At 71.6% G+C, this 16,922-nt stretch carries 12 protein-coding genes; 9 read left to right on the forward strand and 3 right to left on the reverse strand.

All coding sequences use genetic code 11. The features are described from left to right. The first annotated feature begins 94 nt into the window (after nucleotides 1-94). Together BS83_RS38955 and BS83_RS38960 are read left to right on the forward strand one after the other, a co-directional pair. A complete protein-coding gene (locus BS83_RS38955; protein ID WP_037608043.1) occupies nucleotides 95-1,351 on the forward strand; it encodes an alanine racemase in 1,257 nt (418 codons plus the stop codon). Further along, nucleotides 1,351-2,949: an N-acyl-D-amino-acid deacylase family protein gene (locus BS83_RS38960; RefSeq protein ID WP_037608046.1), complete on the forward strand. Its 1,599-nt coding sequence runs from the start codon at nucleotides 1,351-1,353 to the stop codon at nucleotides 2,947-2,949. The genes BS83_RS38955 and BS83_RS38960 overlap by 1 nt, the downstream gene beginning before the upstream one ends. A 126-nt stretch (nucleotides 2,950-3,075) precedes the next feature. Here BS83_RS38960 and BS83_RS38965 read toward each other — a convergent pair whose 3' ends face one another. Beyond that, nucleotides 3,076-4,437 (reverse strand): cellulase family glycosylhydrolase, encoded by a 1,362-nt coding sequence (locus BS83_RS38965; protein ID WP_051945050.1) that lies wholly within the window; start codon nucleotides 4,435-4,437, stop codon nucleotides 3,076-3,078. 166 nt (nucleotides 4,438-4,603) lie between these two features. On the opposite strand from BS83_RS38965, the gene BS83_RS42640 reads away from it, so the two are divergent. The 3 genes from BS83_RS42640 to BS83_RS38980 are packed head-to-tail and all read left to right on the forward strand — an operon-like array spanning nucleotide 4,604 to nucleotide 6,906. Beyond that, entirely contained in the window at nucleotides 4,604-5,209 is a 606-nt protein-coding gene (locus BS83_RS42640) for a hypothetical protein (RefSeq protein WP_051945054.1), read from the forward strand. A gap of 11 nt (nucleotides 5,210-5,220) precedes the next feature. Continuing rightward, nucleotides 5,221-6,435 carry a pyridoxal phosphate-dependent aminotransferase gene (locus BS83_RS38975; RefSeq protein WP_037608050.1) on the forward strand — a complete coding sequence of 405 codons (1,215 nt, stop codon included), beginning with the start codon at nucleotides 5,221-5,223 and terminating at the stop codon, nucleotides 6,433-6,435. Nucleotides 6,436-6,495: 60 nt separating this feature from the next. Beyond that, nucleotides 6,496-6,906, forward strand: a complete 411-nt coding sequence (locus BS83_RS38980; RefSeq protein WP_037608053.1) for an SCO4983 family protein — start codon at nucleotides 6,496-6,498, stop codon at nucleotides 6,904-6,906. A gap of 22 nt (nucleotides 6,907-6,928) precedes the next feature. Here BS83_RS38980 and BS83_RS38985 read toward each other — a convergent pair whose 3' ends face one another. Next, nucleotides 6,929-8,749 carry a phosphoenolpyruvate carboxykinase (GTP) gene (locus tag BS83_RS38985; RefSeq protein ID WP_198035398.1) on the reverse strand — a complete coding sequence of 607 codons (1,821 nt, stop codon included), beginning with the start codon at nucleotides 8,747-8,749 and terminating at the stop codon, nucleotides 6,929-6,931. Between the two features lie 200 nt (nucleotides 8,750-8,949). Here BS83_RS38985 and trhA point away from each other — a divergent pair, with 200 nt between their 5' ends. The 3 genes from trhA (at nucleotide 8,950) to BS83_RS39000 (ending at nucleotide 11,860) form a co-directional block, all read left to right on the forward strand. After that, nucleotides 8,950-9,612: a PAQR family membrane homeostasis protein TrhA gene (trhA, locus tag BS83_RS38990; protein WP_037610928.1), complete on the forward strand. Its 663-nt coding sequence runs from the start codon at nucleotides 8,950-8,952 to the stop codon at nucleotides 9,610-9,612. A 68-nt stretch (nucleotides 9,613-9,680) separates the two neighbouring features. Further along, nucleotides 9,681-11,234, forward strand: a complete 1,554-nt coding sequence (locus BS83_RS38995; protein ID WP_051945060.1) for an MFS transporter — start codon at nucleotides 9,681-9,683, stop codon at nucleotides 11,232-11,234. Further along, on the forward strand, nucleotides 11,231-11,860 hold the full coding sequence (locus BS83_RS39000; RefSeq protein WP_051945064.1) for an acyl-CoA-like ligand-binding transcription factor: 630 nt from the start codon (nucleotides 11,231-11,233) through the stop codon (nucleotides 11,858-11,860). The genes BS83_RS38995 and BS83_RS39000 overlap by 4 nt, the downstream gene beginning before the upstream one ends. 175 nt (nucleotides 11,861-12,035) lie before the next feature. On the opposite strand, the gene BS83_RS39005 is transcribed toward BS83_RS39000, so the two are convergent. Next, entirely contained in the window at nucleotides 12,036-14,024 is a 1,989-nt protein-coding gene (locus BS83_RS39005; protein ID WP_037608056.1) for a thioredoxin domain-containing protein, read from the reverse strand. 130 nt (nucleotides 14,025-14,154) lie between these two features. On the opposite strand from BS83_RS39005, the gene BS83_RS39010 reads away from it, so the two are divergent. Continuing rightward, entirely contained in the window at nucleotides 14,155-16,920 is a 2,766-nt protein-coding gene (locus tag BS83_RS39010; RefSeq protein WP_037608058.1) for a PKD domain-containing protein, read from the forward strand. Nucleotides 16,921-16,922: the final 2 nt, after the last annotated feature.

The following is a 16,922-nucleotide window of genomic DNA, read 5'->3' on the forward strand; positions in this document are numbered from 1 at the left end:
GGGTTCTCCGACGTCCTGCTGTCGGGCAGGATATGCAATCAACGTTGCAGGTGGTGCAACTGAGGCAGGACAGAGGCAAACAGAGGAGTCCCCCATGGACCGGGTCGCGCTCGACGCGCTGGACAGGACCGATGTCGACTGGCGCTTCAAGGGCATGCCGCCGGCGACGGACGCCACGGTCGGGTCGATGCGCGCCGCGAAGCTGAGCCTCTTCGAGGACGGGTTCTCCACTCCCCTGCTCACCCTCGACTCGGCGGCGCTCGCCCACAACCTCGCACTCATGGCCGCCTGGGCGCGCCGCCACGGGCTGGCCCACGCCCCGCACGGCAAGACCCCGCTCGCGCCCCAGCTCTTCGACCGCCAGCTGGAGCTCGGCGCCTGGGGCATCACCGCCGCGACCCCGGCCCACGTGCGGATGTACCGGCACTTCGGCGTCCGGCGGATCTTCCTGGGCAACGAGCTCGTCGACGCGCCGGCGCTGCGCTGGCTCAGCGCCGAGCTGGCGGCGGACCCCGACTTCCGTTTCGTCTGCTACGTCGACTCGGTGCGCGGCGTGGAGCTGATGGACGCGGCGCTGACCCACAGGGTCGACGTGGTGGTGGAGCTCGGCGCGGTCGGCTCACGCACCGGCGTGCGGTCGTGGCCGGAAGCGGATGAGGTGGCACAGGCCGTGCGGGCGTCCGCGCATCTGCGGCTGGTCGGCGTCGCAGGCTACGAAGGCACGCTGGCGGACGTGGACGCGGCCCGAGTCGTCGTCCGCGACTGGCTCGCCGAGCTGGTGAACACGGCACACCTCTTCGACGCCCTGGGCTACTTCGACCAGGCCGACGAGATCATCGTCAGCGCGGGCGGCAGCGAGCACTTCGACCTGGTCGCGGCGGCGCTCACCGAGGAGGCGCTCGGCCTGTCCCGGCCGACGCTGCGACTGCTGCGCGCGGGCGCGTACGTGACGCACGACCACCTGCACTACGCCAGGATCACGCCGCTCACGGACGAGAGCGAGCACTTCGTGCCGGCGTTGAAGCTGTGGACCCAGGTCGTCTCCCGCCCCGAGCCGGGCCTGGCCCTGGTCAACGCCGGCAAGCGCGACGTCCCCTACGACCTCGGGCTGCCGATCCCGCTGCGGGTCCGCACGCCGGACGGGGAGCTCCGGGACGCGGACGGGCTCTCCGTCACCAAGCTCTCCGACCAGCACGCCTTCGTCGCGGTCGGGCCCGACGCGCGGGTCGAGGTCGGCGACTGGGTCTGCCTCGGACTCTCCCACCCGTGCACGGCCTTCGAGAAGTGGCAGCTCATCCCCGAGGTCGCCGCCGACGGCACGGTCGTCGACTACATCCGCACCTTCTTCTGATGCCCACGGTCCTGCGCGGTGCCCTCGTCGTCGACGGCAGCGGCGGCGAGCCCTACCGCGCGGACGCGGTCCTCGACGGCGGAAGGATCACCGCACTGCACCGCGAGGGCCGGCCCGGTCCCCGGCCGGGCGGCGGACGCGTCGTCGACGCCGACGGCCTCGCGCTGGCGCCCGGCTTCGTCGACATGCACGCCCACTCCGACCTGGCCCTGCTGACCGACCCGGCGCACGAGGCGAAGGTCGCCCAGGGCGTCACCCTGGAGGTGCTCGGGCAGGACGGACTGTCCTACGCCCCGGTCGACGACACCACCCTCGCCGGGCTGCGCCGCCAGATCGCCGGCTGGAACGGCGACCCCGCCGACGCGGACCTCGACTGGAACTGGCGCAGCGTGGGCGAGTACCTCGACCGGCTGGACCGCGGCATCGCCGTCAACGCCGCGTACCTGGTCCCGCAGGGAACCCTGCGGGCCCTGGTCATGGGCTGGGACGACCGTGCCGCGGCACCCGCCGAACTGGAACGGATGCGGCTGCTGCTGGCCCAGGGGCTGTCCGAGGGCGCGGTCGGCATGTCGTCCGGGCTGACCTACACACCGGGCATGTATGCCGACACCGCCGAACTCACCGCGCTGTGCCGGGTGCTGGCCGCGCACGACGCCTACTACTGCCCGCACCACCGCTCGTACGGCGCGGGCGCGCTGGAGGCCTACGCGGAGATGATCGCCGTCGCGCGGGAGGCGGGCTGCGCGCTGCACCTGGCGCACGCGACGATGAACTTCGAGGTCAACCGGGGTCGCGCGGGCGAGCTGCTGGCGCTGCTCGACGCCGCGACGGCCGAGGGCCTGGACCTGACCCTCGACACCTACCCGTATCTGCCGGGCTCCACGACGCTGGCCGCGCTGCTGCCGGGCTGGGCGGCGGCCGGCGGCCCGGCGGAGACGCTGCGACGGCTCGCCGACCCTGCCGCGCTGGCGCGCATCCGCGCGGACCTGGAGGTGCACGGTTCCGACGGCTGCCACGGCGTGGTCGCGGACTGGGACACGGTGCAGGTCAGCGGCGTGCGCGAGCCGGGCCTGCGGTGGGCGGTCGGGCTGACGGTCCGCCAGGTCGCGGCCAGGGACGGCGTCGACCCCTTCACCGCGTTCACCGGACTGCTGACCGGGGACGGGCTCGGCACCACGATCCTCCAGCACGTCGGCCACGAGGAGAACGTCCGCGCGATCATGCGCCACGACGCCCACTGCGGCGGCAGCGACGGCCTGCTCGTCGGCGACCGCCCGCACCCGCGCGCGTACGGGACCTTCCCCCGCTATCTCGGACGCTACGTCCGCGAGCAGGGCGTCCTCGGCCTCGCCGAGTGCGTCCGCCACCTCTCGGCGACCCCGGCCCGCCGGCTCCGCCTCCGCGACCGCGGCCAGGTCCGCGAGGGCTGGCACGCCGACCTGGTCCTCTTCGACCCGGCCTCGGTCACCGACGAGGCGACCTTCGCCGAACCGAGGCGCGCGCCTCGCGGTATCCCGTACGTCTTCGTCAACGGCGTCCCCGTCATCGACGACGGCCGCCGCACGGAGGCCCTTCCGGGCCACTCCATCCGACGCTGAGTCGCAGGGCGACAGGGGCGCGAGGAACTGCGCGACAAGCCACCCACCCAGGTAGAGCACCGAACGCGCAGGGCCGTCCGCACAGAGTGGTTGCTCGCGCAGTTCCTCGCCCCCCGGAGGGGACCTCTAGGAGTACGTGTGCGCCGGGCCCTGGGGGGTGAGGTGGAGGGTGTGGACGTTGCCGCGGAGGGGGCGGTCGACCGTCAGGGAGAGGACGTGGCGGACCGGGTCCCACTCACTGACGTAGTCCGTGTCGAACTCGATCTGCGGTCCGCGCGGGAAGTCCGACGGCGGCAGGTAGATCTCGGTCGGGCCGCTCACGTCCGTCTCGTCGCGGAACTGGAGGGTGAAGACCAGCGTGCCCTTGTCGTAGTCGAACTCCAGCGGCACCCCCGCGATCTCGCGCGGGTACGCGGTCTCCAGAACCCCCGCGATGTCGGCCGGTTTGCCCTTCTGCGCCCACGGCGACCACGCGCCGGGCGTCGCACTGTAGAACGCCGCGCCGATCATCAGCTGGTCGATCAGCTGCTGGACGTGGTCCAGGTACAGGTGCGCGCCCGGAGTCGTGGTGTCCAGGCCCCAGGCGCCCAGCAGCACCGGCGCGTCGAGCCGTTTCGCCGTGCGGGCGACCTGGATCCCCCAGGAGGCGAGCGCCCGGTCCGTGGGAAAGACGCTGCCGCCCGTGTAGTGGCCGTCGGGGTCCAGCGGCGCGGGGAACAGCTGCGGGGCGTACCCGATCCTGGCCTCGCCACGGCGCGGATCGTTCAGGTACGGCAGTGAACTCGGCAGGCCCCAGTCCGCCGTGACCGCCGCAGGCTCGACGAAGAGCCAGTGCACCGGGTCGACGGTGCGCAGCGCGTCGATCAGTCGTTGGTAGCAGCGCGCCAGAGGGCCGGTCTCGAAGGCCGCGCCCTCGACCGAGCCGCCCCAAGGGCGGTCGAGAAGGTCGTAGCCGAGGATCGGGTCGGGCCGTAGACCGTGCTGGGTCACGTAGGCGCCGAAGTAGCGGGCGACGTGCTGCCAGGCGGCCGCATAGCGGTCCTGCAGTCCTGGCTCGTCGCCGCGGGTGCGCCAGAACTCGTCCGCGGCGCGGGTGCGGGCCTCGGTGGCCGCCGGCGTTCCGGCCTGCGGCGGCGCCGGGGCCGGGCCGTAGCCGTCCTGCTGCATCGCCAGCACCACGTGGAAGCGCTGGCCGGCGTACCAGGCGATCTTCTGGGCGATCCCGGCCAGGTACGCGTCGTCGTAGTGTCCCGGCCGCGGCTCGACGCGGCTCCAGCTCAGCGTGAGCCGGGTGAGGTCGTCGCCGAGGAGCCCGTACTCCGACGCGGCGGCTCGCGCCGAGGAGACCGCGTCGTCGCCGCCGGAGTCCAGTCCGTAGAGGATGAGCGTCCGCCCCTGCGCGTCGGTGAGGAAGCGCTGCCCGGCCACCCCGTGGGCGGCCGGCGTGCCGACCCGCACCAGCAGCCCCGCCGCGCACAGGACCACCATCAGAAACACCAGCCACCGACGCTGACGACGCCGCACCAGGCCTCCCCCCTGAGACCTGCCGATCGTAGATCGTCCGCGCGGGCCGTCACAGCGGGAGGATGTCCTGATTCTGTATCAACATGCCTGCGCAGGAACGGCCGCTCACCAGGGCCACTACAGTCCGCCCATGGCCGTCCCCGACTCCTCGCGCCCGCTCCGCGACCGCGTCCGCCTCGCCCTGCCGCTCCTGGACCGCCCGCGCGCCGTCCTGTCGGCCGGTGCGGGCACGGCGGTGCTGCTGGTGCTGGCGCTGGGCACGGACACCCTGTGGCTCCGGCTGACGGAGGTCTTCGGGTCGGCACTGCGCCCGGCGGCCCTGGGTGTGCCGCTCTTCCTCCCCGGGCTGCGGCCGAACCCGCGCGGGGAGACGAGCTGGGCCTTCACCTGTTGCGAGGACTTCGCCGCGCTGCTGCTGGTCGGCGTCGTCGCCCTGGTCCTGCGCAAGCACACCCGGCGACACCCCTACGCGTCCGTGGCCCACCTCTTCCTGACCGGCTGGCGGGCCGTGGTGCTCGGCGGCGCGGCGGCCGGGGTGTTCCGCGGCCTGACCGAGGCGCGCATGGTGGCGGCGGGACCGCTGGGCTGGACCGGCTACCCGGTCCTGGGGGCGCTGGCGGGGCTCGGCTGGGGCCTGCTGCTGGGCTGGACCGTGGGGCTCGTGGTGGCCCTGACGGGCGCCGTCAATGTCCGGCATGGCGAAAATCACGAGGCGCGTTGGATGGCAAGGCGTTAGGGTGCATGGGTATGCAGGTGATCCAGTCTTCGAAGCTCGCCAATGTCTGTTATGACATCCGCGGCCCGATCCTCGACGAGGCCATGCGGCTCGAGGACGAGGGGCATCGCATCCTCAAGCTGAACACCGGCAACCCGGCGCCCTTCGGCTTCGAGGCACCCCCGGAGATCCTCCAGGACATCCTCCGCAACCTCGCCGGCGCGCACGGCTACGGCGACTCCAAGGGCCTGCTGTCCGCCCGCCGCGCCGTGGTCATGCACTACGAGGAGCGCGGCCTGCACGGCCTGACCGTGGAGGACGTCTACATCGGCAACGGCGTCTCCGAGCTGATCCAGATGGCCATGCAGGCCCTGCTGGACGACGGCGACGAGATCCTGGTGCCCTCCCCCGACTACCCGCTGTGGACGGCGTCGATCAGCCTCTCGGGCGGGACGGCCGTGCACTACCGCTGCGACGAGCAGTCGGACTGGTACCCGGACCTCGCCGACATCGAGTCGAAGATCACCGACCGCACCCGCGGCATCGTGATCATCAACCCGAACAACCCGACCGGTGCGGTCTACCCGGTCGAGCTGCTCGAAGGCCTGGTCGAGATCGCCCGGCGGCACGACCTGATCGTGTACTCCGACGAGATCTACGACAAGATCCTCTACGACGAGGCCGAGCACACCTCCACGGCCACGCTCGCGCCGGACCTGCTCTGCCTGACCTTCAACGGCATGTCCAAGGCCTACCGTGTGGCCGGCTTCCGCTCCGGCTGGATGACCATCTCCGGCCCGCGCGAGAACGCCCGCAGCTACATCGAGGGCCTGACCACGCTGGCCACCATGCGCCTGTGCGCCAACATGCCCTCGCAGCACGCCATCGCCGCGGCCCTGGGCGGGCGGCAGAGCATCAAGGACCTGATCCTCCCCGGCGGCCGCCTGCGCGAGCAGCGCGACGTCGCCTGGAAGATGCTGAACGACATCCCCGGGGTCTCCTGCGTCAAGCCGAAGGGCGCGCTCTACGCCTTCCCCCGGCTGGACCCTAAGGTCTACAAGATCAAGGACGACGCCCAGATGGTGCTGGACCTGCTCAAGCAGCAGCACATCTACGTGGTCCAGGGCACCGGTTTCAACTGGCCCGACCCGGACCACTTCCGCCTGGTGACCCTGCCGCGGGTGGAGGACCTGAGCGAGGCGATCCAGAAGATCGGCGTCTTCCTGGACGGCTACAGCCAGCCGTAGGCTGACCGCTACGCGAGACACCAGCGTGTTTTAGACAAAGTCCAAGATAGGCTGAGCGCCATGTACGAGCAGCCGAAGATCCGCACCGCACCGCGGCGCGCCTACGCCGCACGCCCGCGCACCGAGACGGCGCTGCCCCCGCGCGCCCCCGCCGACCGCCAGACCCAGGTCGTCGGCCACCTGACCGCCCTGCTCGACGTCACCCGCGAGCTGCACGCCCGCACCGCGGACCCGGACCTGGTGGACGCCGCGGCCGCGCTGACCACGCGCATATCGGAGCTCGGCACAGCGTCGCCGGCGCGCTCCGCCCACCCCTACCCGGACGACCTGGCGCTGCTGCACACCCTGGCCTTCGACCTGGCCGGCCGGGTGCTCGTGGTGGCCGCCGCCCAGCAGGACACCAGGACGGCGATACTCGCGTGCCGCCGCATGGACTTCCATACGGCGGCACGCGAGGCGGTTCAGGCCTGAGGCCCGATCAGGCTGTCAGCCCTCAGCCCAGGCGGCTGGTGAGCTTCTCGTACTCGTCCCACAGCGCCTTCGGCGTGTGGTCGCCGAAGAGCTCCAGGTGCTCGGGGATGAGCGCGGCCTCCTGCTTCCAGATCGCCGGGTCGACGCTCAGCAGCAGGTCCAGGTCGGACTGCTCGATGGTCAGCCCGTCCAGGTCCAACGCGTCCTCGGTCGGCAGCGTGCCGATCGGCGTCTCGACGCCCTCGGCCTCGCCGGCCAGACGCTCGACGATCCACTTCAGCACGCGGCTGTTCTCGCCGAAGCCCGGCCAGACGAACTTGCCGTCGGCGTTCTTCCTGAACCAGTTGACGTAGTAGATCTTCGGCAGCTTGGACGCGTCGGCGGCCTTCTCGCCGATCTCCAGCCAGTGGGCGAAGTAGTCACCCATGTTGTAGCCGCAGAACGGAAGCATCGCGAAGGGGTCGCGGCGCAGCTTGCCGACGGTGCCCTCGGCGGCGGCGGTCTGCTCCGAGGCGACGTTCGCGCCCAGGAAGACACCGTGCTGCCAGTCGAAGGACTCGGTCACCAGCGGAACCGCGCTGGCGCGGCGACCGCCGAAGAGGATGGCCGAGATCGGCACACCCGCCGGGTCCTCCCACTCAGGGGCGATGGTCGGGCACTGGGCGGCCGGGACGGTGAACCGGGCGTTGGGGTGCGCCGCCGGGGTCTCCGACTCGGGGGTCCAGTCGTTGCCCTTCCAGTCGATCAGGTGCGCGGGCTTCTCCTCGGTCATGCCCTCCCACCAGACGTCGCCGTCGTCGGTGAGCGCCACGTTGGTGAAGACCGTGTTGGCGTACATCGAGTCGATGGCGTTGGCGTTGGTGTCGCGGCCGGTGCCGGGCGCGACGCCGAAGAAGCCGGCCTCGGGGTTGATCGCGTAGAGGCGGCCGTCCTCGCCGAACCGCATCCAGGCGATGTCGTCGCCGATGGTCTCGACCTTCCAGCCAGGGATGGTCGGCTCGAGCATGGCCAGGTTGGTCTTGCCGCAGGCGCTGGGGAACGCCGCGGTCACGTACTTGGCCTCACCGCTCGGCGGGGTCAGCTTGAGCACGAGCATGTGCTCGGCCAGCCAGCCCTCGTCGCGCGCCATGGTCGAGGCGATGCGCAGCGCGTAGCACTTCTTGCCCAGCAGCGCGTTGCCGCCGTAGCCGGAGCCGTAGGACCAGATCTCCTTGGTCTCGGGGAAGTGCGAGATGTACTTGGTCTCGTTGCACGGCCACGCGACGTCGGCCTCGCCCTCCGCAAGGGGCGCTCCGAGGGTGTGCACGGCCTTGACGAAGTCGCCGTCCTCGCCGAGGTGGTCCAGCACGGCCTGTCCCATGCGGGTCATGGTGCGCATGGAGACGGCGACGTAGGCGGAGTCGGTGATCTCGACGCCGCAGGCGGCGAGCGGAGAGCCCACAGGACCCATGGAGAACGGCACCACGTACATGGTGCGGCCCTTCATGGAGCCCTGGAAGATGTCGCCGAAGATGGCACGCATCTCGGCCGGGGCCTTCCAGTGGTTGGTCGGGCCGGCGTCCTCTTCCTTCTCCGAGCAGATGAAGGTCCGGTCCTCGACACGCGCGACGTCACGCGGGTCGGACGCCGCGTAGTAGGAGTTCGGGCGCTTCTCCGGGTTGAGCTTCCGGAAGGTGCCCTTCTCGACCAGAAGGTCGCAGAGACGCTGGTACTCGGCTTCAGAGCCGTCGCACCATTCGATCCGATCCGGCTGGGTGAGCTCTGCGATCTCCTGAACCCACGCCAGCAGCTTCTTGTGCCGGGTCGGGGCAGCGTTGACCAGGGCAGAGTTCTCGTACGGCACGATCGCTCCGTTTCACATCCGATCGTCCTTGACCGGATGTTGAGGGGTTGAGGGTTCTCGCAGCGTAACCCGGAAGCACCCGAAGCGACATACCGCCCCCGCTGTGAGAACGGCAACACCGCAGGTCAGCGTCATAGTGACGAGAATTCAGACCGACCTACCAGTAGGTAACCTACGGTGCCGTAGCTATGCTTCGCACCATGAGCGCTCAGGTGGCACAGACGGACCAGGAAAGTCCCCTCAAGCCGGCCCTGCGAGGGTGGCTGCACGCAGGCATGTTCCCGACGACGGTCGCCGCGGGGATCGTGCTGATCTGCCTCGCCACCACGACCGCGGCGCGCGTCGCCTGCGCGGTCTACGCGGCCAGCGCCTGGATGCTGTTCGGCATCAGCGCGCTCTACCACCGCTTCAACTGGGGCCCCCGCGGCGAGGCGGTGCTGCGCCGGCTCGACCACAGCAACATCTTCCTGATCATCGCGGGCACCTACACCCCCATCACGATCCTGCTGCTGCACGGCGGCCGTCAGGAGCTGCTGCTCTGGCTCGTCTGGGCGGGGGCGCTGGCCGGCATCGCCTTCCGGGTCTTCTGGGTGGGCGCGCCGCGCTGGCTCTACACCCCCTGCTACCTGGCACTGGGCTGGGCCGCGGTCTTCTTCCTGCCCGACTTCCTGCGCACCGGCGGTATCGCCGTCACCGTGCTGATCATCGTCGGCGGCCTCCTCTACAGCGTCGGCGGCGTCATCTACGGCCTCAAGCGCCCGAACCCCTCGCCGCGCTGGTTCGGCTTCCACGAGGTCTTCCACGCCTGCACGCTCGCCGCGTTCACCGTCCAGTTCGTGGGGGTCTCCCTCGTCGCCATGTGAGGGATATTGACAGCCACTGCCATTTTGAGAGTTACTGTCATAAGACAGTGACTCTCCAGGGGGCTGCCATGACCACGGACGTAACCGCCCGCACCACCACACCCGACGACTCCCCGCCGCTCGACAGGCGCCGCTGGTGGGCGCTGGCCGCCGTGTGCCTGAGCGTGCTGGTGCTCGGCTTCGACGGCACGATCCTCAACGTCGCCCTGCCCGACCTGGCCGTGCAGCTGCACGCCACCACCGGCCAGCTCCAGTGGATCGTCGACGCCTACCTCGTCGTCTTCGCCGCCGCGATGCTCCCGGCCGGACTGCTCGGAGACCGGTTCGGGCGGCGCCGGCTGCTGATCGGCGGCCTGGTGCTCTTCGGTCTCGCCTCGCTCGTCGGCACCCTGGCGAACTCGGCGGACACGCTGATCGCGGTGCGCGCCGTGATGGGCCTGGGCGGCGCGTTCATCATGCCGCTGGGCATCGCCATCCTGCCGAGCCTGTTCGCACCGGCCGAGCGCCCGCGCGCGGTCGCCGTGATGACCGCGGGCATGGCCGTCGGCATGCCGCTCGGCCCGATGCTGGGCGGGCTGCTGCTGAACCACTTCTGGTGGGGCTCGATCTTCCTGATCAACATCCCGCTGATCGTCGTCGGCATCGTCGCCTGCCTCTGGCTGGTCCCCGAGTCCCGCGACCCGTCGGTCCCGCGGATCGACCTGCTCAGCGCCACGATCGGCGTCCTCGGCCTGGCGGCGCTGACCTTCGGCATCATCCAGGGCCCGAGCGACGGCTGGGGATCGACCGTGGTCGTCTCCTCGCTGGTGGCGGCCGTGCTGCTGCTCGGCGGCCTGGTCCTGCGGGAGCGCACCCAGCCCAACCCGATGATCGACTTCGGCCTGCTGGCCGACCGCGTCTACCGCTGGAGCACCATCGCCTCCGTCCTGGTCTCCTTCTCGCTGATGGGCGCGCTCTTCGTGCTGCCGCAGTACCTGCAGTCCGTGCTCGGCCACGACGCCCTCGGCACCGGCATCCGGCTGATGCCGCTGATGGGCGGGCTGCTGGTGGCCGCGCGCGCGGCGGAGCGGCTGGTCGCCCGGCTGTCGGTGCGCTGGGTGGTGGCGGCGGGCATGCTCGTCGTCGCCGCGTCGATGCTGCTGGGCGCCTCGACCGCCACCGGCGACGGCTACGGCCGCACCGCGCTGTGGCTGGCGCTGCTCGGCGTCGGGATGGGCTTCACCATGGTCCCGGCCATGGGCGCGGCGATGAGCGCACTGCCGGACGACCGCGCCGGCGTCGGCTCGGGACTGCTGCAGACACTGCGTCAGTCCGCGAGCGCCATCGGGGTCGCGCTGCTGGGCAGCCTGCTGGCGAGCGCGTACACGGCACGGCTGGACACCGGGCGGCTGAACGGCTCCCTCGCGCACACCGCGCGCGGCTCGGTCTCGGCGGCGCAGGCCGTCGCCGACAAGCTGCACGACACGGCGCTGGCCGTCTCCGCGCACGGCGCGTTCGTGCACGCCATGGACCTGGTGCTGCTGATCTGCGGGATGGGCGCGGCGCTGTCGGCGCTGCTGATCGCCTGGCGGATGCCCGGCACGGTCGCGCGGCCCGGCGGTGAGGGAGAATCCGAGGCATGAGCGCCTCCGGATCAGCCCTGGAAGACATCCTCGCGGCCCCTCTGGGTCTGCGGGAACGCAAGAAGCTGAAGACCCGCCGTGCGATCCGCACGGCGGCCTTCGGCCTGTTCGTGGAACAGGGCTACGAGGCCACCACGGTCGACCAGATCGCGGCGGCGGCGGACGTGTCGCCGAGCACCTTCTTCCGCTACTTCCCCACCAAGGAAGACCTCGTCATCAGCGACGACTACGACCCGCTGATGGAGGCCTCCTTCCGCGCCAGGCCCGCCGACGAGCCGCTGGTCGACGCGATCCGCGCCGCGATGATCGGACCGCTGCGGCAGGTGCTGGCGTCCGAGCACGACGACATGCTGCTGCGGATGCGCCTGCTCAGGGACGTCCCGGCGATCCGGGCGCGTTCCGTCGTGGAGCAGCAGCGGACCGCCGACATGCTGTGCCGCCTGCTGGCCGAGCGCACCGGCGCGGACCCGGGCGGCCTGGCGATGCGCGCCGTGGTGGCCAGCCTCCTCGCGGCCTTCAGCGAGGCGGTCATGTACTGGGCCGAGCACGACGGCGAGGAGGACATGGCGGACCTGCTGGAGGCCGCCCTCACCGCCCTGGCCGACGCCCTGCGCCCGGTCGGCTGACCACCGCGCACCGTGCCTCGCCCCCGTCCACGGTGGACGGACGATCGCCGACCGTGACCGTCCGCGGGCGGCCGGAGATCCTGGTACCGAACTGCCGCCCCACCGCCTCCTTGCCGCACGCGTCGCTCCGCGCCTCCCCGGGCGCGTGATCCTCAGCGCTGCGCCGGGTGGGCACTCACTCCTTCGGCGCCGCGCTCAGCCCGGCCCGCAGCCAGGCGGGGTCGCCGACCGGGGCGTCGCAGGTGAACCGGCGGCAGACGTAGGCGGCGGGCGCGTCGTCCAGCAGGGGCTTCTCCGGATCCGGTGTGACCACCAGGCCCGGCGCGGTCGCCGCCAGGGCGGCGGTGCGCAGCGCCAGGGTGGCCGGGTCCGCGGGCTCGCCCGCGAGCGCGACCTTGCGCGGGCCGTCGATCAGGGCCTCCGCCACGGCGAGACCCCAGCCGATGAAGCGCGGCGCCTGCCCGGCGAGCGGCGTCACCACGGTCAACGCCCGCTCCGCCGCGGTGCGGTGCGGCTCGGAGTCGGTGAGCGCCGCGTACGAGAGCAGTGCGCCGGCCGCCGCGGTCCAGCCGGACGGGGCCGCGTTGTCGGTCGGATCCTGCGGGCGCCGGATCAGGCGTTCGGCGTCGGCTGCCGTGTCGTAGAGCGCGCCTGACGCCTCGTCCGTGAACCGGGCCACCACGGAGTCGAGCAGCTCTCCGGCCGCGTCCAGCCACCGCGGGTCCCCGGTGACGCAGTGCAGGGTCAGCAGACCTTCCGCCACGTCCCCGTAGTCCTCCAGCACCCCGGCGTTCGGCCCGGCCACGCCGTCACGGGAGGTGCGCAGCAGCCGGCCGGCCTCGTCCCTGTGCACGCTCAGCAGCAGGGCCGCGGCGACGACCGCGGCGTCGAGGAAGTCGGGCCGCTCCAGCAGCGCGCCCGCCTCCGCCAACGCGGCGACGGCGAGACCGTTCCACGCGGCGACGACCTTCTCGTCGCGTGCCGGACGCGGTCGCACGGAACGGGCCGTGAGCAGCCGTTCCCGCAGCTCCTCGTCGACCTCGTTCCCACCCGGCAGCTGCAGGACGGAGGCGCCCTCCTCGAACGTGCCCTCCTCGGTCACCCCGAACAGCTCCGCCGCCCGCGCCGCGTCCTCCTCGCCGAGCGCCTCGCGCAGCTGCGCGGGCGTCCAGACGTAGAACGCGCCCTCCCTTCCCTCGCTGTCCGCGTCCAGCGCCGAGGCGAACCCGCCCTCGGGCGTGCGCAGTTCACCCAGCAGGAAGTCGCCGGTCCGCTCCGCGACCCGGCGGGCCAGCGGACTGCCGGTCGCGCGCCACAGGTGCAGGTACACGCGCATCAGCAGCGCGTTGTCGTAGAGCATCTTCTCGAAGTGCGGTACGACCCACGCCGCGTCGACGCTGTATCGGGCGAAGCCGCCGCCCAGCTGGTCGTAGATGCCGCCGCGCGCCATCGCCTCGCAGGTGTGCTCGGCCATCCCGAGCGCGGCGCGCGAGCCGGTCGCGGCGTGGTGCCGCAACAGGAACTCCAGCACCATCGACGGCGGGAACTTCGGCGCCCCGCCGAACCCGCCGCGCCGTTCGTCGTAGTCCCGCCCGAGCTGCGCCAGCGCCCCGTGCGTCGCCTCCGCGCCCGGCACCTCGGCCCCGGCCAGCCCGGCGTACACACCCGCACGCCCTTCCAGCTCCCGCACGATCCGCCCGGCGACCTCCGCGACCTCCCCGCGCCGCCCCCGCCACGCCTCGGCCACCCCCTCCAGCACCTGCCGGAACGACGGCAGCCCGTGCCGCGACTCCGGCGGGAAGTAGGTCCCGAAGTAGAACGGCTCCCCCGAGGCCGTCAGGAACACCGTCATCGGCCACCCGCCCTGGCCGGTGGCCGCCTGCACCGCCTCCATGTAGACGGCGTCGACGTCGGGCCGCTCCTCGCGGTCCACCTTCACCGCGACGAAGTGCTCGTTCAGATATCCGGCGAGCTCGGCGTCCTCGAAGCTCTCATGGGCCATCACATGGCACCAGTGGCACGCCGCGTACCCGACCGACAGCAGCACGGGCACGTCCCGCCGCTCCGCCTCGGCGAACGCCTCCGGCGACCACGGCCACCAGTCGACGGGGTTGTCGGCATGCTGCAGCAGATAGGGCGAGGTCGCACCAGCCAAGCGGTTCACAGACCCAGCGTCTCACAGGCCGGAGCCCCGCCCGATGAGGCGGACGGCGCTCTGGTAGTTTGCGCTGCCGACACTCCGAGCCGGCCCCACGACGGGATGCCACGCCGGAGGGCAGAACCGGGGGAACACCGTGTCCAGATCCCGTGCGGCCGGACTCGCCGCGCTGACGCTCCTGGCTGCCGGCGTGGTGCTGCCGCAGGGCACGGCCGCAGCCGACACCAGCACGCGGTACGTCGACATCAGCAGCGCCGCCTGCTCGGACACCGCGGCGGGCACGGGCACGCAGGCCGCTCCGTACTGCACCATCCAGGCCGCGACGGACGCCGCCCGGCCCGGCGACACGGTGCAGATCGTCCGGGGTGCCTACCCCGCCACGACGATCACCGCGTCGGGTACCCCCGCGGCCCCGATCACCGTCACCGCCGACGGCGAGGTCACCCTGCCGCAGTTGGCCCTCCAGGGCGTGCACGACGTGTCCCTGCAGAGATTCCAGCTGGGCCCGACCGCCGGCGGCCTGGAGGTGAAGGACTCCAGCGCGATCACCCTGGACTTCCTGTACATCAGCGACAACCTGAGCTTCCCGGGACTCGAGGTATCGGGCCAGAGCAGCGACGTCACCTTGAGCCACAGCTTTGTCTCGGTGGGCGGCGACGCCTCGGTCAAGGTGGATCCCGGGGTACGACACACCGTCATCACGACCGACATCATCGGCTCGCAGACCAACGTGGGCACCGGTGTCCTCGTCGACGGAGCCGTCGACACCGATGTCACCAGCAACGACATCGAACTGGTTCGGCACGCGCTCACCGCCGAGGGCGGATCGGTCGGCCTCAGCATCGAGAACAACGCGGTCGCCGCGAGCGACATCGAGGTCGGTGCCGACTCCGCCGGCCAGGCGACAACCGACTACAACCTCTTCTACCCCGTGCCCGGCGCCCCCCTCTACGACTGGGCGGGAACGCCCTACAGCACCCTGACCGGCTTCCGGGCCGCGAGCGGCCAGGGTGGACACGACCTGGTCGCCGAGCAGGAGTTGACCGTACCGAGACCGGCTGAGGGCTCCCCCGGGGTCGACTCGGCCGACGCCGACGCACCGGGCGAGCTGGCCACGGACTACGAGGGCTCGCCACGCGTGGACGACCCGCTGGTCGGCAACACGGGCGCCGGCATCGGCTACTACGACCGCGGGGCGATAGAACGACGGGATCCGCTCTCCCTCGGCTTTCTCGACGCCCAGCCCGGATACACCGAGGTCGGCCATCCGGTGACCGCCACCATGGGTGACTCGAACCCCTGGGGCACGACCGTCGCGCGCACCTTCGACTTCGGTGACGGGTCGCCGGTCGTCCACACGAACGCTGCCTCCGCACAGCACACCTACGCCACCCTCGTCGGCGGTAGGAGCACCACGTACACCATCACCGAGACCGAGGACGGCCGCACGTTCAAACAGCCGGTCACCATCAACCCGCCCGGCCCGATGACCGACGCGATGCACGCCACCCAGCAGGACACGAACGCCTCCCTGAGCGTCACCATGGACGACACAGGATCCGGTTCGCCGTTCGAATTCACCTCCTGCACGCTCGACTTCGGCGACGGCACACCGGCGGCCCGGGAACCCGGCGGCTGCTGGGGCGCCCATCACACCTACGCCAAGCCCGGCACCTACACCATCGGCAACACGCTGACCGATGCCGGAGGGCGTACCGCCACCGCAAGCACGAGCATCACCGTCGGTCCCGTCTTCGTGCCCGTCGGTCCCGTGCGCCTGCTCGACACCAGGTCGGGCACGGGCGCGCCCAAGGCACGGGTGGGCTCCGGCGGCGTGATCCGACTGCGGGTCAACGGAGCCGCGGGCATCGCCAGCGCCTCGTCCGTCCTGCTCAACCTCACCGTCACCGGCCCTGCCGGAAACGGATTCGTCACCGCCTACCCCGACGGAAGGTCGCGCCCCACGGCGTCGAGCCTCAACTACCGTCCGGGCCAGACGGTCGCCAACCTGGTGGATGTTCCGGTCGGGGCGGACGGCATCGTGGATCTCTACAGCTCCGCGGGCCCACTCGACCTGGTCGCGGACGCGGAGGGGTACAACACCGTCACGCCGTCGGGGAACGGCACGCTCCTGACGAACGACGTCACCATGTGGGGGCAGTTCCACCCGGTGCTGGACACCCGGGGCAACGGGCTGCCCAAGCTCGGCAAGGTCGGGCCGGGCAAGTCGGTCACCTTCCCCGCGCTGCAGACCCAGAACACCGGCAGCCCCGAGTACGGGGCGACGGCCGTGCTGCTGAGCGTCACGGAGACCGACGCGACGGCGAACAGCTTCGTCACCGCCTACCGGCCCGGCCAGAGCCTGCCCAACGCGTCGAACCTGAACTTCTCAGCAGGGGAGACGCGCTCCACCACGGTCGTGGCACCGGTGGACGCGCAGGGCCGGGTCTCGCTCTACAACCGAGCCGGATCCGTGGACCTGATCGCCTCCGTCGAGGGCTTCTACCAGCGCTTCGGCCACGTGAACATTCCCGTCTACAACAAGCCCATGTTCCCGGTCACCCCGGCTCGGGTCCTCGACACGCGCTCCGGTCTCGGCGCCCCCAAGTCGGCGGCGGGGCCGGGAAACCTCCGCTTCAAGGTCGCCGGTGTCGCCGGAATCCCGGCCGGCGCCACCGGGGTGCTGGTGAACGTGACCGCCGTCGACTCCAGCGCCAACGGCTTCCTCGCCATCGGCGGCGACCTGACCTACATGCCGTCCGCCTCCGCGCTCAACTACATGCGCGGGCAGATCACACCGGTCCTCGTCTACCTGCCCATCGCCCACGGCTACGCCCAGCTCTACCACCCGTACGGCTACCTCAACGTCGTCGCCGACGTCGAGGCGTACTCGACCAACTGACC

This window comes from Streptacidiphilus rugosus AM-16 (assembly GCF_000744655.1).
In the GTDB taxonomy this organism is placed as follows: Bacteria; Actinomycetota; Actinomycetes; order Streptomycetales; family Streptomycetaceae; genus Streptacidiphilus; species Streptacidiphilus rugosus.